The sequence below is a fragment of the Streptomyces shenzhenensis genome (genome assembly GCF_021462265.1).
GTDB lineage: Bacteria > Actinomycetota > Actinomycetes > Streptomycetales > Streptomycetaceae > Streptomyces > Streptomyces shenzhenensis.
On the sequence record NZ_JAJONF010000048.1, the window covers coordinates 46,455 to 63,463 of the forward strand.

General features: G+C 72.9%; 18 protein-coding genes and 2 pseudogenes. 8 read left to right on the forward strand and 12 right to left on the reverse strand.

Annotated elements, in window-relative coordinates:
- Positions 1-229: 229 nt before the first annotated feature.
- On the reverse strand, positions 230-1,021 hold the full coding sequence (locus tag LQ326_RS38795; RefSeq protein WP_234543803.1) for a helix-turn-helix domain-containing protein: 792 nt from the start codon (positions 1,019-1,021) through the stop codon (positions 230-232).
- Positions 1,022-1,122: 101 nt separating this feature from the next.
- On the opposite strand from LQ326_RS38795, the gene LQ326_RS38800 reads away from it, so the two are divergent.
- Positions 1,123-1,977: an NAD(P)H-binding protein gene (locus LQ326_RS38800; RefSeq protein ID WP_234543774.1), complete on the forward strand. Its 855-nt coding sequence runs from the start codon at positions 1,123-1,125 to the stop codon at positions 1,975-1,977.
- Positions 1,978-2,037: 60 nt separating this feature from the next.
- Here LQ326_RS38800 and LQ326_RS38805 read toward each other — a convergent pair.
- Positions 2,038-2,395, reverse strand: a pseudogene (locus LQ326_RS38805) (MFS transporter); the annotation flags it as partial.
- Positions 2,396-2,480: 85 nt separating this feature from the next.
- Here LQ326_RS38805 and LQ326_RS38810 point away from each other — a divergent pair.
- Positions 2,481-2,882 carry a winged helix-turn-helix transcriptional regulator gene (locus tag LQ326_RS38810; protein WP_234543775.1) on the forward strand — a complete coding sequence of 134 codons (402 nt, stop codon included), beginning with the start codon at positions 2,481-2,483 and terminating at the stop codon, positions 2,880-2,882.
- 140 nt (positions 2,883-3,022) lie between these two features.
- On the opposite strand, the gene LQ326_RS38815 is transcribed toward LQ326_RS38810, so the two are convergent.
- From LQ326_RS38815 to LQ326_RS38840, 6 genes and pseudogenes are all read right to left on the reverse strand, one after another.
- Positions 3,023-3,445, reverse strand: a complete 423-nt coding sequence (locus LQ326_RS38815; protein ID WP_234543776.1) for an acyl-CoA thioesterase — start codon at positions 3,443-3,445, stop codon at positions 3,023-3,025.
- An 85-nt stretch (positions 3,446-3,530) separates the two neighbouring features.
- Positions 3,531-4,148, reverse strand: coding sequence for a hypothetical protein (locus LQ326_RS38820; protein ID WP_234543777.1), 618 nt, complete (start codon positions 4,146-4,148; stop codon positions 3,531-3,533).
- Positions 4,149-4,237: 89 nt separating this feature from the next.
- Complete coding sequence (locus LQ326_RS38825) at positions 4,238-4,837, reverse strand: histidine phosphatase family protein (protein WP_234543778.1); 600 nt, start codon at positions 4,835-4,837, stop codon at positions 4,238-4,240.
- A pseudogene (locus LQ326_RS38830) lies at positions 4,830-5,015 on the reverse strand (hypothetical protein); the annotation flags it as partial. The gene LQ326_RS38825 and the pseudogene LQ326_RS38830, both read right to left, overlap by 8 nt.
- Before the next feature lie 3 nt (positions 5,016-5,018).
- Positions 5,019-5,117: a DUF397 domain-containing protein gene (locus LQ326_RS38835; RefSeq protein WP_234543779.1), complete on the reverse strand. Its 99-nt coding sequence runs from the start codon at positions 5,115-5,117 to the stop codon at positions 5,019-5,021.
- 51 nt (positions 5,118-5,168) lie between these two features.
- Positions 5,169-5,999, reverse strand: a complete 831-nt coding sequence (locus LQ326_RS38840) for a M55 family metallopeptidase (RefSeq protein ID WP_234543780.1) — start codon at positions 5,997-5,999, stop codon at positions 5,169-5,171.
- Positions 6,000-6,149: 150 nt separating this feature from the next.
- Here LQ326_RS38840 and LQ326_RS38845 point away from each other — a divergent pair, with 150 nt between their 5' ends.
- Positions 6,150-6,368, forward strand: coding sequence for a hypothetical protein (locus LQ326_RS38845; RefSeq protein ID WP_234543781.1), 219 nt, complete (start codon positions 6,150-6,152; stop codon positions 6,366-6,368).
- Positions 6,369-6,422: 54 nt separating this feature from the next.
- On the opposite strand, the gene LQ326_RS38850 is transcribed toward LQ326_RS38845, so the two are convergent.
- Positions 6,423-7,631, reverse strand: coding sequence for a pyridoxal phosphate-dependent aminotransferase (locus LQ326_RS38850; protein WP_234543782.1), 1,209 nt, complete (start codon positions 7,629-7,631; stop codon positions 6,423-6,425).
- 81 nt (positions 7,632-7,712) lie between these two features.
- Between LQ326_RS38850 and LQ326_RS38855 the strand changes: the two genes are divergently transcribed.
- A complete protein-coding gene (locus LQ326_RS38855; protein WP_234543783.1) occupies positions 7,713-8,339 on the forward strand; it encodes a winged helix-turn-helix transcriptional regulator in 627 nt (208 codons plus the stop codon).
- Positions 8,340-8,392: 53 nt separating this feature from the next.
- On the opposite strand, the gene LQ326_RS38860 is transcribed toward LQ326_RS38855, so the two are convergent.
- From LQ326_RS38860 to LQ326_RS38870, 3 genes are all read right to left on the reverse strand, one after another.
- Positions 8,393-9,223 carry a hypothetical protein gene (locus LQ326_RS38860; RefSeq protein WP_234543784.1) on the reverse strand — a complete coding sequence of 277 codons (831 nt, stop codon included), beginning with the start codon at positions 9,221-9,223 and terminating at the stop codon, positions 8,393-8,395.
- A complete protein-coding gene (locus LQ326_RS38865; protein WP_234543785.1) occupies positions 9,223-10,485 on the reverse strand; it encodes a VWA domain-containing protein in 1,263 nt (420 codons plus the stop codon). Before LQ326_RS38865 ends, LQ326_RS38860 begins: the two co-directional genes overlap by 1 nt.
- 75 nt (positions 10,486-10,560) lie before the next feature.
- Positions 10,561-12,066: an IucA/IucC family protein gene (locus LQ326_RS38870; RefSeq protein WP_234543786.1), complete on the reverse strand. Its 1,506-nt coding sequence runs from the start codon at positions 12,064-12,066 to the stop codon at positions 10,561-10,563.
- Between the two features lie 93 nt (positions 12,067-12,159).
- Between LQ326_RS38870 and LQ326_RS38875 the strand changes: the two genes are divergently transcribed.
- The 4 genes from LQ326_RS38875 (at position 12,160) to LQ326_RS38890 (ending at position 17,003) form a co-directional block, all read left to right on the forward strand.
- Positions 12,160-13,716, forward strand: coding sequence for an IucA/IucC family protein (locus LQ326_RS38875; protein WP_234543787.1), 1,557 nt, complete (start codon positions 12,160-12,162; stop codon positions 13,714-13,716).
- 847 nt (positions 13,717-14,563) lie between these two features.
- Entirely contained in the window at positions 14,564-14,869 is a 306-nt protein-coding gene (locus LQ326_RS38880) for an MSMEG_0570 family nitrogen starvation response protein (RefSeq protein WP_234543788.1), read from the forward strand.
- A complete protein-coding gene (locus LQ326_RS38885; RefSeq protein ID WP_234543789.1) occupies positions 14,866-16,182 on the forward strand; it encodes an MSMEG_0569 family flavin-dependent oxidoreductase in 1,317 nt (438 codons plus the stop codon). Before LQ326_RS38880 ends, LQ326_RS38885 begins: the two co-directional genes overlap by 4 nt.
- 5 nt (positions 16,183-16,187) lie before the next feature.
- Positions 16,188-17,003, forward strand: coding sequence for an amidohydrolase family protein (locus tag LQ326_RS38890; RefSeq protein ID WP_234543790.1), 816 nt, complete (start codon positions 16,188-16,190; stop codon positions 17,001-17,003).
- Positions 17,004-17,009: the final 6 nt, after the last annotated feature.

Genomic DNA, 17,009 nt, shown 5'->3' on the forward strand with positions numbered 1-17,009 from the left:
CTTGAACACCGGTCGGGAGGAACGGCTCCGGGCCGGGAGCCGTGGCCGCGGGAAAGGGCACGGCGGTCGTCTCCTGGGCGCGCGCTGCCACGCGCGCGCCGGAACGGTCACCGTCCGCCGGTCCCGCGCCACCGCGCGCACCACCTTCCTGAAACCCGCCTCGGAGCCGACGTGCCGACCGACCGGCAGGTCACGACCGGCACCCGGGACCGTGACCGCGCCCGCGGGGTCAAAGCCGCCGGATCGACTGGCAGGGGGTCGTCGCGGGCAGCCGGCCCGTGAAGTACGAGCGGGGCGGCACGCCCATCAGGGCGCGGAAGTCGGTCGTCATGTGCGCCTGGTCGAAGTAGCCGGTGGCGGCGGCCAGTTCCGACCAGCCGGCACTGCCGGCCCGGGCGGCGACCGTGCGGACGCGGTCGATACGGGCGTAGTGCTTCGGGGAGACGCCGACGCCCTCGGTGAACAGGTTCCGCAACTGCCGCTCGCTGACGGCCAGTTCCCGGGCGACCTCCCGCACCTGCGCGGGCGCCCGGTCCAGCCGCACGGACAGCGCGTCCACACCGGCCCGCAGCAGCGCCGTCCGGACCGGGTCCGCCCGCTCGGACAGCAGCCCGGGGAGCACCTCGGCCATGCGCGGCAGCGCCTCGCGCGGGTCCAGCCACCGCACCTCGCGCGCGAACCGGCGGGCCGTGCCGCCCGGCAGGGCGTCCAGCGGCACCACCCGGCCGACCAGCCCGGCGGCCGGAACACCCAGCAGGGGCCGGGCGGTGCCCGGTGCGAGGCGCAGTTCCACACAGGCGATATGTGCCTTGCCGTCGTGGTAGGCGGCCCGCACCCGCGGCCCGACGGCCAGCACGTCGCGCCGCCCGTCCCCGGTCACCCGCAGCACCACCTTGGTCCCCGCGTCCGGCAACTGGACGAACGGCCCCTGGGGCGGGTCGGTGAAGAACATGGTCCGCACCTCGGCGACCCACGGGCGCAGCGCCTCGGGCGTGGTCGCGAGCGGCTCGGCGATGGTCATCGGCACCCTTCAACCGTAGCCGCCGCACAGCGCCGTCCGGGCGGGCCGGCCGTGCCGGAATTTCCAAGAGCCGGGCGCACCCGCGGGCCCACCGTGGACCCATGATCCTGGTGACGGGTGCCACGGGCACCATCGGAAGTGACGTCGTACGACAACTGGCCGGGCGCGGTGCGAAGGTGCGCGCGCTCACCCGCGACCCGGCGAACGCACGGGTGCCCGCCGGGGTGGAGGTGGTGCGCGGGGACTACGGCGACCCGGCCTCCCTGGACGCCGCGCTGTCCGGGGCCACGGCCGTGTTCCTGCTCCGGCCGCCCGGCCCCGACGAGGGACAGGACGCGGCGCTGGCCGACGCGGCCCGGACCGCCGGTGCGGAGCGGCTGGTGAAGCTCTCCGCCATCGGCACCGGCGATCCGGACTCCGGCCCCTCCGGGCAGTGGCACCTGGCCGGTGAGCGGGCCGTACGGGACAGCGGGCTCGCCTGGACCGTGCTGCGGCCGTCGTCGTTCGCCTCCAACACGCTGACCTGGCTGCAGGCCCTGCGCGCGGGCGAGCCGGTGCCCAACATGACCGGGGACGGCGCCTCGGGCGTGATCGACCCGCGTGACATCGCCGAGGTGGCGGTGCGGGCCCTGCTCGACGCCGGGCACGCGGGACGTACGTACACCCTGACCGGGCCGGAGGCGATCACCGTCCCCGGCCAGGCCGCCGTCCTCGCCGAGGTGCTGGGCCGCCCGGTACCGACCCGGGACCTGTCCCCGGAGCAGACCCGTGACTTCCTGCGCACGGCCTGGGGCATGGACGGGATCCGGGCGGAGAGCGTCCTGACCGGCCTGGCGTTCGTCCGCGCCGGCGGGAACGCGGTGGTCACCGAGGACACCGAGCAGGTGCTGGGCCGGCCGGCCCGGACCTATCGGGAGTGGGCCGAGGACCACAGGGAGGCGTTCGGGAAGTCCTGACCGACGTGGCGGCCGAAGCGCCTCGCGCCCCGCCCGCGCCGCGATCAGTTCCCCGCCCCGCGCCCCGCCCGCGCCGCGATTCGCGCCCTGGCCCGTGGCGGGCCCGCACCCCACGGAGGCCGCGGTCCGCACGGCGAGTCCGGCCGTCGACGTCCGCTTACGGCCCACCAGATCACCCGGACGGCCGAACGGCGGAAACAGCCCCCCGAACGGGATCAGGTACGCGTTCACCACCCAGGCCGGCCCCGGACCGCCGAAGCCCAGGTCGCGTTGGACGGCCGGCACCGCCACGGTGACGACGGCGCCGTCTGGATCGTCACCAACGGGCGCCCGCGCACAGGACGGCGCGGGACGCCCGACGCGGGTATGTTCGGCAAGGAGTCACCGGTGCGGCCGGTGTGCCGGTCGAGGTCGACATGGCCTTCCGGCCTCCGCGATCGCCGCGATTCGCCAGGACAGCGAGGTGAGTGACCACGAAGAGGACGGCGTAAGGAGGCAGCTCGATGTCCCAGCGGAACACCGGTGCTCCCAGCCAGGTCGTGAACGCGCACGCCTGCCCCGTACGCGAGGTTCTTGACAGGGTGGCCGGCAAATGGAGCGTGCAGATCCTGGTCGCGTCCTCGCACGGCCCGATCCGCTTCACGGAACTGGAACGCGGCATCGAGGGCATCAGCCGCCGGATGCTGACCCTCACCCTGCGCAACCTGGAGCGAGACGGCCTGGTGACCCGCACCGTGTACCCGACCGTGCCCCCGCGCGTGGAGTACGAACTCACGCCGATGGCACGGGAGTTGCACGAGACCTTGCAGCGGCTGACCGAGTGGGCCGAGCGCAACCGCCACCACATCGCGCAGGCCCGGGCGGTCTACGACGCCGAGCACCGGCCGGAGCTGCTCGACGTGTAGACCGCCACCCGACGCCGCCGTCCCGCCGCAACGGTGGAATCCGGCGATGCCGGACCGGCCGGTGAATCCCTCGCGCCCCTGAGACCGGGCGCCCTCCTCGGTGCGACGGCGCGGACCGTGTCGGAACGCTTCAGAACGCCTCAGAACCCGAACAGCTCCGGGGCCGAGGTGATTTCCTCGAAGATCTCGCGCGGATCGGCGACCAGCTTGCGGGCCTTCAGGTCAAGCAGCCCGCCGACCGCGTCGACCTCGGCGGCCAGCGTGCCGTCCGCCTTGGTCATCTTCTGGAGTATCCGGAACGTCTTGCCGCCGCTCCACTCGAACTCGCACGTCACATCGACCTCGTCACCCGCGACCAGTTCGCGCTTGTACCGGATGGTCGTCTCCAGTGCGACCGGACCCACGCCCCGGCCTATCAGCCGGGTCTGGCTGACCCCGGCCCTCTGGAGCAGGGACCAGCGCGCGTGCTCGGCGTAGTTGATGTACACCGCCTGGTTCAGATGGCCCTGCACATCGGTCTCGTAACCACGGACGGTCACCCGGACGGAATACGGTTCGCTCACGACTTCCCCTTCTCGCGTACGACGTCTCGTGCACGACGTCTCGTGTACGGCGCACTGATCTTTTGTCGGCATCCTGACACGCCCGTCACACCCGGCGCGGCGATGCCAGCAGATAGCGCGCTCTGGTGCGCGGCTCCGTGTACTCGCCCGTCTGCCAGCCGGCCCGCTCCAGCGTGGCCGCGCACGCCCGAAGCGGCTCGCCCTCCGGCGCGTACACGGCGACCGCTTCCGGCTGCGGGGTGGCCCGCACCCGGTAGCCGGGGGTGCCCGGCCCCTCGGGCGGGTGGCCGGCCGCCTCCAGGGCGAGTGCGGCGGCCCGCACCAGATGCGTACGCTCCCAGCCGCACGGCCGGTCCACGGCGCCGTCGGGATTGGTCATCCGGCGCAGTTCGAGCAGCCCCTGCCAGGCGCTGTGCACCTCGCGCGCCCGGGCGGGCCCGGCGTCGGCCGGCTCCTCCCCGCCGACCCGCGCGGCGAAGCCGTGGGCCGGCTCGGGCTCCGGCGCGGCCGGGGGCTCCGGGGCCTCCCGTATCCGATGTCCGGCCGGCGTCAGGAAGTGGTCGTGCGGCGGGCGCGGGTGCCGGAAGGCGAGCCCGCGCCTCACGAGTGCCGTCAGCTGCGCCTCGGTACCCCGCAGCCGCCCGGTGACCGGGTCGGCGGCGTCGATGACTCGCCGCTGCGCGGCGGTGGGCGGTCGGGTCACGGTGCTCCTCCCCGCTGGTCTGCGGTCCGGAACCGCCTGGTGAGCGGCCCATTCGAAGACTACGACCGGGCACTGACAACGCGGCCCCGCTACCCGCCGGGCCGGATGTTCCAGCCCGCGATCACCGGCCGGTCGTGCTCCGTGCCCAGCCGGCACAGTGTCCCGGTCGCCAGCTGGAAGAGGGCGCCGGCGGACGGGGGCAGGCCGAGGCGGCGGGCGGTCAGGACGCGCAAGAAGTGTCCATGGGCCACCAGCAGCACGACCCCTTCCGTGTTGGCGAGGGCCGCCTCGACCTTGGCCAGCATCCGGTCGGCCCGCTCCCCGACCTGCTCCGGGCTCTCCCCGGGATGGTCCGCGGGGCCCGGCGCCACTCCGTCCGTGAACAGGAACCAGCCGGGGCGGGTGCGCTGGATCTCCATGGTGGTCACGCCCTCGTAGCCGCCGTAGTCCCACTCCCGCAGGTCGGCGTCGACCCGGGCGTCGGGGACGCCGATCAGCTCGGCGGTCTCGCGGGCTCGCTGGAGCGGGCTGACGAAGGCGGCCCCGATGCGATGCGAGCGGATCAAGGGCACCAGCCGCCGTGCCTCGTCCCTGCCGTGCTCGGTGAGCGGCACGTCGGTCCGCCCGGTGTGCCGTCCGGACCGCGACCACTCGGTCTCGCCGTGCCGGACGAGAAAGACATCAGCCATACGTCAGACTTAGAGCCCAGCGCTCCAGTTCGGCGAAGTCACGCGCCCGCAGGCCGTGCCGCGGTTCCACCGGAAGGAGCAGTGCGGGGCCGCCGTGGTGCCCGGCGACGTGGCGGACGTCGAGTTCGGTGATCATGTCGTCCACCCGGACGAACGGCCGCCCGGCCGCCCATGTCACACGTCAGTGATCGGCGGCGTACGAGACGAAGGCGGCCCATCGCTGGGCACCGAAGGCGAGTTGGTCGCCTTGCAGGCGCTTGGAGTCCCGGTCTTTGCCCATGCTGGCAACGTAGGGCGAGGCCCGCTGACCGCCCAGCCGTTGTCGCGGCGGTCAACAATACGGCGGCTGGTTGGTCAGGGAGGCAGCCACTCGCGTCCACACGCCGAAGAGCCGGTAAAGGCTGGGCAGGGCACCCTGCGCTTGGACGGTCCGCGTGTCTGCCGACGTGACCCCCGGAATTCCCAGGAGCGTCGAGGCCACTGAAGCCGACTGCCAGCGGACCGTGAGGACGGACGGGTCCGCAGGGACCTCTGACGCCTTCGGCGCTGTGGAGAGACTGGCAGCGACCGCTTTCTCGATTGCCGCACGTGCTTCTTCCGCCGGCCGTAGATCTGCCGCGAATCGGTCCCGCGCGTACTTCACGGCCACGGTCGTCACGGTGGCGTCCCATTCCGTCATCTCTGCGCAGGCACAGTCGTCACCGGTGAGGGCCGTCACCGGAACGCCGATGGCGGCCGCGGTGGCGTGGGCCAGGCCGATCTCGCCCACGGGCCGGCCGTCCAGCCACATGTCTTCGATTTCGTGCCCCATGAAGCTGTGACTCAGCACGCCGAGGGCGCCGGCCCGTGAGTGGTAGCCGACGCAGATCACGGCGTCGTGCTCGGGGGTGAGGCCTTCGAGCATCAGCATCTGCTTGGGCTTGCCACGGATGAGGCGGGCTGCCGGATGCAGCGACCCGGGCACGATGTTGCGCATCGGACCGTGTGCATCGTTGACGGTGACCTCTGTGGCACCGGCCGCGACGGCGCCACGGACGGCGGCGTTGACGTCCTCCGCCATCATCAGCCGTCCACGCTCGTAGTCCCGGCCGCCGGGCTGGACATCATCAGCGTCCACGAGCCCCGTGATGCCTTCCATGTCCGCACTGATGTAGATCCGCACCGCACAGTCTCCTCAAGCTTGATCGCTCAGGAGATGTCCGCCGCTCCTCCTCCGGTTCCTTCACCAGCTCGCGACCAACCACTTTCGGCCCGGACGATACGGCCTTTCGAGTTCCTGACCTGCACTGAAGTGGTGCTCGATGTGCCATGCATGGCTCAGACACAGCTTCTCAAGCCCAGTGATCCGGACCCCGGCTGGGTCGTGCCCGTAAAGCGCTGCCCGGAGCGGCTGGACGTCTCGGCGCCGGCGGCCTTCCGTCTCCACGCCCGCTTCACCCCGGGAGCGGGCCGTATCCACTTCCGCCCGATCGGGGAGGAAGGGAAGATCCGCATCGCATACGTCGGAGGCAAGATCCGCCCCGACGCCTGACCGCACTCGGAGCAGAGTCCGGGGGATCGGGCCCACCGCCGGGGAAGCCGGCCCCTACTGCCGGTACCCGCTCAGGAACCGTCCGATCCGGCCGATGGCCGTCTCCAGGGTCTCCGCTTGGGGGAGGGTGAGGATGCGGAAGTGGTCGGGGGCGGGCCAGTTGAAGCCGGTGCCCTGGACGACCTGGATCTTCTCCTGGAGCAGCAGGTCCAGGACGAATTTCTCGTCGTCGTGGATGGGGTGCACCTTGGGGTCGATGCGGGCGAAGGCGTAGAGGGCGCCCTTCGGCTTGACGCACGAGACGCCGGGGATCTCGTTCAGCTTCTGCCAGGCCATGTCGCGCTGCTCGTACAGCCTGCCGCCGGGCAGCACGAGTTCGCGGATGGACTGGCGGCCGCCGAGCGCGGCCTGGATGGCGTACTGGGCTGGGGCGTTGGCGCACAGCCGCATGGAGGCCAGCATGGTGAGGCCCTCCAGGTAGTCCCTGGCGTGCTGCCTCGGGCCGGTGACGACCAGCCAGCCGGAGCGGAAGCCGGCCACCCGGTACGTCTTGGACAGGCCGCAGAAGGTGAGGACCACCAGGTCGGGGGCGAGGGCCGCGGTGGAGTGGTGGACGGCGTCGTCGTACAGGATCTGGTCGTAGATCTCGTCCGCGAAGACCATCAGGCCGTGCCGGCGGGCCAGGTCGAGGATGCCCTCCAGGATCTCCCTGGGGTAGACCGCGCCGGTCGGATTGTTGGGGTTGATGATGACCACGGCCTTGGTGCGGTCCGTGATCTTCGACTCCATGTCGGCCAGGTCCGGGTACCAGTCGGCCTGTTCGTCGCAGAGGTAGTGCACCGCCTTGCCGCCGGCGAGCGTGGTCACCGCCGTCCAGAGCGGGAAGTCGGGGGCGGGGATGAGGATCTCGTCGCCGTCCTCGACCAGCGCCTGTACGGCCATGGAGACCAGCTCGGAGACACCGTTGCCGAGGAAGACGTCGTCGACGCCCACCTCCAGGCCCAGGGTCTGGTAGCGCCCCGCCACCGCACGGCGGGCGGAGAGGATGCCGCGCGAGTCGGTGTAGCCGTGCGCCTGCGGGAGCATCCGGATCATGTCCTGGAGGATCTCCTCCGGCGCCTCGAAGCCGAACAGCGCGGGGTTACCGGTGTTCAGGCGCAGCACGCTGTGGCCCGCCTCCTCCAGGGCGTTGGCGTGCTCGATCACCGGCCCGCGGATCTCGTAACAGACCTCGCTGAGCTTGTTGGACTGCCGGAACTCCATGCGCCCCTCCGGAAACTCGTGATGCTTGGTTTTACCAAGTGGGAGCTTGGAAAGTCCAACATCTTGTCTAGACTGCGCCGCATGTCACCTCGCCGAAGCTACGACCAGTACTGTTCCGCGTCCCGCGCCCTCGACGTCGTGGGCGACCGCTGGACCCTGCTGATCGTCCGGGAACTGCTCGCCGGTCCCCGCCGCTACACGGACCTGCACGCGGATCTGCCGGGGGTCAGCACGGACGTCCTCGCCTCCCGGCTGAAGGACATGGAGCGGGACGGGGTCACCACCAGGCGGCGGCTGCCCCCGCCGGGTGCCGCGTACGTCTACGAACTCACTGCCCGCGGACGGCAGTTGCTACCGGTCATCCAGGCGCTGGGCGCGTGGGGGGAGCCCGAACTGGGCGACCGCCGGCCCACCGACGCCGTCCGCGCCCACTGGTTCGCACTGCCGCTGCTGCGTGCCCTGGAGGGCCGGGGGCTGGTCGAGGTCAGGCTGGAGGAGGGGCACTTCCACCTCCATGCCGGCGCGGAGGACGGCCCGGTGTACGGCGACGGTCCCGCACCCCGCGAGCCCGACGCCCGGCTGGTACTGGACACCGGGACGGGGACGGCCCTGGCGCGGGGCGAGCTGGGGCTCGTGGAGGCGATACGGACCGGACGGCTGACGGTGACCGGGGACGGGCCACTGGCCAAGGAGCTGAGGGAGGCCTGAAACGACGACTGGGCCGCCGCGAACGGGGCCCAGTCACCAGGTTCGGCGGCGGATCACGCGCCCGGCGGCACCCGGGACGGCCGCCCCGCCCCCCGCGTCAGCGCGTACCCGCCGATTCCCGCCAGCGCGGCCAGCACCCCGCCGATCCCGGTCCACACCCAGCGGTCGCTCCACCAGCCGGAGGACCAGCCGCCGTCGGGCTCGATGCCGGACAGCACGGCCGGCTTCGCCGACTCCGTGGCCGGGGAGGCGCCGTCGTCCGCGGCGGACGTGACCGCGATCCCGGGCACCAGCGGCTTGGCCAGCGAACCGTCCACCGCCGCCGAGCCGCCGATGTCCTTGGAGTCCACCCGCACCTCGGCGCTCACCGGCTGGCCGAGGTCGGCCGAGGTCAGGTCCACCACCGTGAGCCGGATGTAGTACGTGCCGGGCAGCGGGTCGTCGGCCCACGGCTCCGACCAGGCCCGCACGGTACGCATCACGCAGGCCAGCTCCACCGACGTGGCACCCTGCGCCGCCGTGCGGGTCTGCGCGCCGTACTGGCAGGCCTGCCGGCGCCGCAGCCCGTCGTACACGTCGAGCTGCCAGGTCTGCGCGGCGTGCGCGGCGGGCAGCTTCACCGTCGCCTTGACGTCGGGGCGCTGCCCGGCGTCGGCCGGGAAGGACCAGTACAGGTAGTCGCCGGTCGATCCGCTCGCCGTCGCCTGCTGCCCCTGGTCGATCTCTGTCGCGGTACGGAAGGACGTGCCCGCCTGGGTGGGCGCGCCGCTGTCCTGCGAGGCGCTGGGGGAGGGGGAGGAGTCCGCGGCCGCCGGACCAGCGGCCAGCCCCACCGGCAGGCCCACCGCCAGCAGGGCGGCGCTCAACACACGTGTGATCGACATCAGTTGCTCCTCCAGACCGCGATCCGCCAGCGCGACACCCAGCCCCACACCAGACCGGCGAGGAAGCCGGTCAGCACCAGCGCGCCGAGCAGCCACCAGCCGCGGCCGAGGCCGAAGGAGGCGACGTCGGACGCCTGCGACGGTCCGTCCACCACGTCGACCGTCAGCTCGACCGGCAGACCGGGGCTGGTCTTCACCCCGGACGCGGCCGAGAAGGAGTTGGTCACCTGGAGGCAGACGGTCTCCGGGGCGGCGTCCTCGTCGTCGCTCTCGGCCTTCGGGTACCGCAGCCCGGTCGAGATGACGTCCGTACGGCCGAGGCCCGACGCCTCGCCGCGCACGATCTCCCGCCCGTGCACGGTCACCGCCCGCAGCAGCACCCCGTAGTCGGCGTTGACGGCCCGGTCGGCCGCGACGCTCACCGAGGCCCGCAGCTCCTGGCCCGGGTCGACGGCGACCTTGTACCAGCGCTGCTGACCGAACTCCTCACGGTCGGTGTACAGGCCGGACTTCAGCGTGGGCGCGGACGAGCACTGGTCCGTCCCCTCGGTCGCCACCGGGGTGACCACGGGGTCCGCCGCCCGGTGCACCAACTGGCCGACCCGGTCGGTCAGTTCCTCCTTGTGCTGGACGGAGGTGTACGTGCCGCCGGTCGCGTCCGCGATGCAGCTGAGCTGGTCGCGGGTCTTGGCGTCCGGCACCAGGCCGAGGGTGTCGATGGTCAGCCCGACCCCCTTGGCGGCGATCTCGCGGGCCACCTCGCACGGGTCCAGCGGCTGGCAGGTGTCCTCGCCGTCGCTGATCAGGACGATACGGCGGGTCCCGCTGCCGCCCTGGAGGTCGTCGGCCGCCTTGAGCAGCGCGGGGCCGATCGGCGTCCAGCCGGTCGGCGTGAGCGTGGCGACGGCGGTCTTCGCCTCGGTGCGGTCGAGCGTGCCGACCGGGTAGAGCTGCGCGGTGTCCTTGCAGCCCTCCTTGCGGTCGTTGCCCCGGTAGTTGGCGCCCAGCGTGCGGATGCCGAGCTGGACCCCCTCGGGCGTCGCGTCCAGCACCTCGTTGAACGCCTGCTTCGCCGCGGCCATCCGCGTCCCGCCGTCGATGTCCGCCGTCCGCATGGAACCGCTGACGTCCAGCACGAGCTCCACCTTGGGAGCGGCCTGTTCGGTCTCGTCGGCGACCGCCTGGCCGGGGAACGCGATCCCGCCCGCCAGGGCGGCGAGCAGAGCGCAGACTCCTGCCGCCAACCGATGTGTTCTGATCATCGGCGGATCCTATTGATCAAAGGTGCCGGGCTCCAAAACGAGGTCCGGACCGGTGAACAGGAGTGACCGGCATGGTCAACGCAGGGCGGCGAGCGGGTTCGGCAGTGCCGCCCACTGGTCGCCGGGCACCTGCGGGGACAGCCGCATCAGGGTCAACGCCTTGGCCGGCAGCGGGCCTTCGAGGAGGGCCGTCAGATCGGAGGTGGCCGGCAGACGCGGTACGGCCGCCTCCAGAGCCGTCGCCAGGGCCGGGCCCGAACCCGCCGCGCCCGCCAGCGCGCCCGCGACCAGGGAGCCGAACAGCTTGCGGCGCAGCGCCGTTTCGTCGTCCGTGACCAGACGGCCCGTCAGGGTGGGCGGGGTGATGCCGTGGCGGGTGAGACGGGCGGGGCTGAGACGGATGTCGGCCAGGTCCCGGTAGACCAGGCGGAGCGGCGCGCCGGTCCCGGAGAGCACGACCAGGAGGTTCTGGCCGTGTGCCTCCAGGGCCACGCCCAGGTCCAGCAGCCGCAGGCCCACCGTCAGGGTCAGACGCGTGAAGTCGGCCAGCCAGGACGCCGACCCGGGCAGCGCGGTGGTGGCCAGGGCGGCCACCGGCAGGACCCGCTCCCCCGGTGCCGCGTACACCTGCGGCGACTCGCGCAACAGGGCCGCCAGATCAGGGGAGCCGGCGGTCGCCGCGCCCAGTGTGCGGGTGATGTGCAGGAGCCCGTCCGTCCGGGACGCCAGGTCCGTCGCGAACGACGACAACGTCATCGCCGCGCCGACCGAGTACGCCGAGATGTCCCGCACGGAGGAGGTCAGCCGGGCGCTGAGCGCGGTCTTCACATGCGGTCCGCCGGGAAGCGCGAGGGTGCGCAGGGACATCAGCGGGTGCGCCTCGCGCCAGGGCCGGGCGCGGCCGCCCTTGAGGACGTGGGCGTTCTGCCAGGGATGCACCGGGATCAACAGCCGCCCCGCGTCCCGGAGTTCGTCCGGCCAGTCACCGGTGAGCAGGCACTCCCCGGCCGCGACCGGAACCGTCTCCAGTCGCACCACCGGCCGGTGCTCCGGGCCGTACGCCAGCTGTTCCGCCGCCGAGAAACCGGGCCGGGAGCGGCAGTTGGGGTGGAAGGGATGCCCGTCGACGACCCGCTGCTCCCACTCCCAGTCGTGCTCCGGCCACTCCTTCGCGGCGGACTCCCGATCGGCCCGCGACAGCGCCGACGACGCGACGCTGTGCCCGAGCTCGGCCGCGAACCCCTCCGAGTGCGGCCACCCCAGCTCCGTCATCAACCGTGCCGGATCGTCGTACGCCACCCCGTCCAGGCGCACGGCGGTCACATACGCGCCGGTGGCGTACGGATCCGCCGGCGGGCCGTGCAGCGCCCGGCCGTCGGCCAGCCGCAGGGCCAGGCCGTACGCCCCGCGCACCCGGCGCGCCACCCACGGCAGCGGCTCGTGCGCCAGCGCCCGCCACAGCCGGGTCAGCACCGCCGCCCGCGCACCGGGCAGCTCGGCCGCGTACCGGTCGGCCAGGTCCGGCCGCGCCTCGGCCAGCTCCGCGGCGAGCCGGGTCTCGATGGGGGAGGGACGGTGCACGGGAGGGCTCCTCGGGGCCGGGTACGACGGTCATGATGACCGGTGACAAGCGACATACTGATCAGGATCGGACGGTGTGGACACAGAGAACGAATGGAACGCGTGGACCTCATGCCCCTCGGCGACACCGTCGGCGAACGCGCCGACGCGTACGCTGCCGCGCCCCTGCTCAACTGCCTGCTGCGGGAGGTGGCCCAGCCGCTCCCGTACACCAGGGAAGGGACGCCGCGGGTCTACCGGCTGCCCGGCGGCGGACGGCTGCTGCGGGTGCGCGGCGCACGCCGGCCCGCCGCGCCCGAGGTGTACGCGGACGGCGCCTGGCACCGCGTCGGCCACGCCGAACTGGTGAAACTCGTCGCGGAGGAACTGCGCGGCCACACCGGCCTGTCCAACGGCGACCTGCCGGCCGAGATGATCGACAGCCGGGACGCGGTCGCCGCGCTGCTCACGGCACGCGCCCGGGCGACGGCGCCCGACGACCCGTATCTGCGTTCGGAGCAGTCCCTCATCACCGGCCATCCCTACCACCCCGCCCCCAAGGCGCGCGGCGGCGGCCCGGTCACCGCCTGGCTGCCGTACGCCCCCGAGGCGCACGCCCGGTTCCCGCTGGTGCTGCTCGCGGTCCGCGAGGACGAGGTGGTGGAGGAAGGCGACACGGCCGCGCTGGACGCGCTGGCCGCCCCGGCCGCCGTACCGCGGGGCTACCGGCTGCTGCCCGCCCACCCCTGGCAGCTCGACCTGGTCGCCCGTGACCTCGCCCCGGCCTTCGCCGACGGTCGGCTGCTGCGCCTCGGCGAGACGGACTTCGTGACCTGGCCGACGGCCGCGATCCGCACGGTGTACGAGCCGCGGCGGGACCTCTTCCTGAAGTTCAGCCTGGACGTCCGGATCACCAACGACATCCGCCGCCTGTGGGCGCACGACCTGCGGAGACTGCGCCGTACGGACGCGGCCGCGACCGCCGCGTTCACGGCGATGGACGGGCCCGCCGGCTGGCTCGGCGACCGCGGCTACCGCACGGCCCGCTTCGCCTTCGAGGAACTCGCCGTGCTGGTCCGGGACGGGCTGCGCGGGCCGCTGCTGCCGGGGGCCACCCCCCTGCTGGCCGCCGGCCTGGTGGAGGGCTTCGACGGCGACCCGCTGGCCACGGCGGCGGAGCCGGGTGCCTGGTGGGAGGCGTATCTGCGGGCGGTCGTGCCCCCGGCCCTGACCGCCTTCGCCGAGCACGGCGTCGTCCTCGAAGCGCATCTGCAGAACACCCTGGTCGCCGTCGACGCCGACGGCATGCCGGTGCAGGCGCTGTACCGGGACGCCGAAGGGGTCAAGCTGCTTTCCGACGTGGAGCGCGCCGCCGGGTGGGAGCGGCTGGTGTACTGCCTGGTCGTCAACCACCTGGCCGAGGTCGCCGCCGCGCTCGCCGAGCACCACCCCGGGTTCGACCCGTGGCCTGCGGCACGGCGGGAGCTGGCCCGGCATCCGCTCCCGGAGACGACCGCCCTGCTGGCGTCCCCGACCCTGCCCGGCAAGACGAACCTGCTGCTGCGCTGGACCGGCGCGGACGGCGCCGACGCGCGCTATCTGCCGCTGCCCAATCCCCTGGTCCCGAACGGCGGGGGCACCCGGGCACCGCGCCAGGACCGCAACGCCTGATCCACCGACCGGCGAGCCCGGCCGCCGCGCACCACCGGGCACCACGCCGTCGACGGCGGGCGGCGGCCCGAGCCGTTTTGGCGGGTGGTGGCTCGGACCGTTTTGGTGGGTGATGGCCCGAGCCGTTTTGGCGGGTGGTGGCTCGGACTGCTTTGGCGGTGGCGCCCCGAACCGCTTTGGCTCGTGGCGGCCCGAGCGGCTTTGGCGGGTGGCTCACGAGACCCGCTCTCGCCGGCTCCGGAAGGTGCCGCGCGTGCCCCCCTGGCTCAGCTGTCCGTCACTCGGCGGCGTGGCGGCCTCGCGCTGCCGCGTCGCGGCGGCCACGCCGGGCGTGAAGACGTGCGGGAGCCGCTCGGACACGATGCGCTCAGCCGCGACGGCGGATCTCGGCGGTGCCGAAGCGGCCGGTGGCCACCTGCGGGCCGGTGAGGGCTGGTCGCGCAGTTCCCCGCGCCCCTGGGTCGGCTGCCAAGCCGGGGTGGCGCCGAGCTCGGGGCCGAACGGGGACAGGCCAGGGGCACGCGCTTGTCCTCTGTCCTCGCGGGGCCGGAAGTGCGGACACGGCTGTGAGAACGCCTGCGGTCGGCAGGTCGAATATCCGGAGCCGCCGAGTGGCGGAATTACCCCGCAAATGGCGCGCTCCGGCCCCGCGGCTCTGTTGATTTCGTGCAAGGTGGCGGAAATTGCCTGGGAGGCAAATTCCCGCGCGCCGGGCCCGGCCTGGCGTGAGGGTTCCGTAACTCCGCTTTAGTCCGGATGACTTGGTTCGGTAATCGCCGCTGGCTGAAGTGGTGGTCACACGCAGCGGCGAGGTGCGAAGACCTCGGCGCCAGGCATGGAGGATGTCATGCCCGAGATGTATTTCGATGTGCGCTGGCCCGACGGTGGCATCCAGCGTTGCTATTCCCCCTCCACAGTAATCGAGGACTACTTCACAGCGGGCGCCGAGTACGAAGTGGCCGACTTCCTGGAGCGGAGCCGGACGGCGCTCGGAATCGCCGGTGAGAGGGTACGGGAGAAATTCGGTTTCTACTGCACCGGCGCCTCCGGCCAGCTGGAGCGGATCGAGGAGACGGCACGCGTCCGTGCCTTCCCGGCCGACGCCAAGGTGACCGTCGAGGCGCTCCTCGACGCCGACGGGAGCGCACGGTGACCCCCGCACCCCGGCTCTCGGGAACCCACTACACGGTGGCCGTGGTCGGCGGCGGCCAGGCCGGCCTGTCGGCAAGTCACTGCCTGGGCGAGCGCGGCGTCGACCACGTGGTGATCGAGGCCCACCGGGTCGGGCACGAGTGGCGCGAGCGCCGCTGGGACTCCTTCTGCCTGGTGACCCCCAACTGGCAGTGCAGACTGCCCGGCCACCCCTACGCGGGTGCCGACCCCGACGGCTTCATGGTCCGCGACGACATCGTGCGCTACCTGGAGGAGTACGTCGCCGCCTTCCGGCCCCCGCTGGTGGAGGGCGTGGCCGTGACCCGGCTGCGCCGCTCGGCGAGCGGAGTCTTCGAGATCGGCACCACCGCCGGTGAGTTCACCGCCGACCAGGTCGTCGTGGCCACCGGCCCCTACCACACCCCGAAGCTGCCCCGCATGGCCGAGCGACTGCCCGCCGGCGTCGAACAGTTCCACTCCTCCGGCTACCGCAACCCCGGCCAGCTCCCGGACGGCGCGGTCCTCGTGGTCGGCACCGGCCAGTCCGGCTGCCAGATCGCCGAGGACCTCCACCTCGCCGGCCGGCAGGTGCACCTCGCGGTCGGCAGCGCGCCCCGGGTCGCCCGCTTCTACCGCGGCCGTGACTGCGTGGCCTGGCTGGACGACATGGGCCACTACGACAAGAGCATCGACGGGTTCGACGACGCCGACGCGGTGCGCCTGCGGGTCAACCACTACGTCACCGGGCGCGACGGCGGCCGCGACATCGACCTGAGGGCCTTCGCCCGCGACGGGATGCGCCTGTACGGCCGCCTCAAGGACGTCAAGGGACCGGTCCTGGAGTTCGCCGACGACCTCGAGGCCAACCTCGACCACGCCGACGCGGTGGCCGAGAGCATCAAGGACGCCATCGACGCGTACATCGAGGCCACCGGCGTCCAGGCGGTCACCGAGGCCCGCTACCGGCCCGTATGGCGGCCGGACCGGCAGCCGAGCGCCCTCGACCTCGCCGCGGCCGGCATCACCTCCGTCGTCTGGGCCACCGGCTTCACCCGCGACCACCGCTGGATCGAGATTCCCGCCTTCGACGGCCGCGGCTACCCCATGCACTGGCGGGGCGTCAGCAACGTCCCCGGCCTGTACTTCCTGGGCCTGCCCTGGCAGTACACCTGGGGTTCGGGCCGGTTCGAGGCGGTGGGCCGGGACGCCGAGTTCCTCGCGGACCACATCGACGCCTCGCGCCGCCTGGCCGACGTGTGCGGCACCCTCACCGGCGCCCCCAACGCCCTCGCGGCCGCCCTCCCGATCGGCTGACGGCCATGGTCTTCGACGCCCACCGTCACCTCGGTGTCCTGCCCGCCTATCCCTTCTACGGCGGCCCGCCCGTCAACCCCGACACCACCGCCCGCGCCACCATCAAACAGCTCGTCGCCGACCTGGACGCCGAGGGCACCGAACGCGCCCTGGTCATCCCCAATTACGGCGTCCCCGACCCGGCCGTCGCCTTCTCCTTCAACGAGCTGGTGATCGAGGCCGCCCAGTCCGACGACCGGATCCGCGCGGGCCTGTGGGTCTCGCCGCGCCCCGAGGACGGGCAACGCACCAGCCAGGCACTGGCGTTGGCGGGGGAGCCCGGTGTGAAGGCGCTCAAACTGAGCTTCCTGCTCGGCGGCCGCCCCACCGACCCGGCCTGCCGTCCGCAGCTCGACCGGATCTTCGCCACCGCTGCCCGGCACGGCCTGGTGGTCCACGTCCACACCTCTCCGGGCGCCGCCTCCGACATCGACGAGGTCGGCCACCTCGTCGACTGGTACGCCGACCGGGTTCCCGTCCATCTCGTGCACTTCGGCGGCGGGATGAGCGGGCACATCAAGCTCGCCGGTGCCCGTTTCTTCGACTGGATCGCCGCCGGCAAGCGCGTCTACACCGACCTCTCCTGGGCCATCGGCTTCCTGCCGTTCTGGCTCGCCCGGGAGATCGAGCAGCGCGGCCTCGGCCACGACCGCGTGCTCTTCGCCAGTGACCAGCCGTGGGGCGACTTCACCGGCGAATACGCCCGTCTCGCGCAAGCCACCGGCGGCGGCCAACTCGCCGACCTGGTCTTCCGCGACACCTTCGCCGCCCTCTACGACTGACCACCC

Bases quoted from the DNA above. Each gene is read 5' to 3' on its own strand.
- LQ326_RS38795 (WP_234543803.1), bottom strand. From the start codon at position 1,021: ATGACCATCGCCGAGCCGCTCGCGACCACGCCCGAGGCGCTGCGCCCG.
- LQ326_RS38800 (WP_234543774.1), top strand. From the start codon at position 1,123: ATGATCCTGGTGACGGGTGCCACGGGCACCATCGGAAGTGACGTCGTA.
- LQ326_RS38810 (WP_234543775.1), top strand. From the start codon at position 2,481: ATGTCCCAGCGGAACACCGGTGCTCCCAGCCAGGTCGTGAACGCGCAC.
- LQ326_RS38825 (WP_234543778.1), bottom strand. From the start codon at position 4,837: ATGGCTGATGTCTTTCTCGTCCGGCACGGCGAGACCGAGTGGTCGCGG.
- LQ326_RS38835 (WP_234543779.1), bottom strand. From the start codon at position 5,117: ATGGGCAAAGACCGGGACTCCAAGCGCCTGCAAGGCGACCAACTCGCC.
- LQ326_RS38845 (WP_234543781.1), top strand. From the start codon at position 6,150: ATGGCTCAGACACAGCTTCTCAAGCCCAGTGATCCGGACCCCGGCTGG.
- LQ326_RS38850 (WP_234543782.1), bottom strand. From the start codon at position 7,631: ATGGAGTTCCGGCAGTCCAACAAGCTCAGCGAGGTCTGTTACGAGATC.
- LQ326_RS38855 (WP_234543783.1), top strand. From the start codon at position 7,713: ATGTCACCTCGCCGAAGCTACGACCAGTACTGTTCCGCGTCCCGCGCC.
- LQ326_RS38860 (WP_234543784.1), bottom strand. From the start codon at position 9,223: ATGTCGATCACACGTGTGTTGAGCGCCGCCCTGCTGGCGGTGGGCCTG.
- LQ326_RS38865 (WP_234543785.1), bottom strand. From the start codon at position 10,485: ATGATCAGAACACATCGGTTGGCGGCAGGAGTCTGCGCTCTGCTCGCC.
- LQ326_RS38875 (WP_234543787.1), top strand. From the start codon at position 12,160: ATGGAACGCGTGGACCTCATGCCCCTCGGCGACACCGTCGGCGAACGC.
- LQ326_RS38880 (WP_234543788.1), top strand. From the start codon at position 14,564: ATGCCCGAGATGTATTTCGATGTGCGCTGGCCCGACGGTGGCATCCAG.
- LQ326_RS38890 (WP_234543790.1), top strand. From the start codon at position 16,188: ATGGTCTTCGACGCCCACCGTCACCTCGGTGTCCTGCCCGCCTATCCC.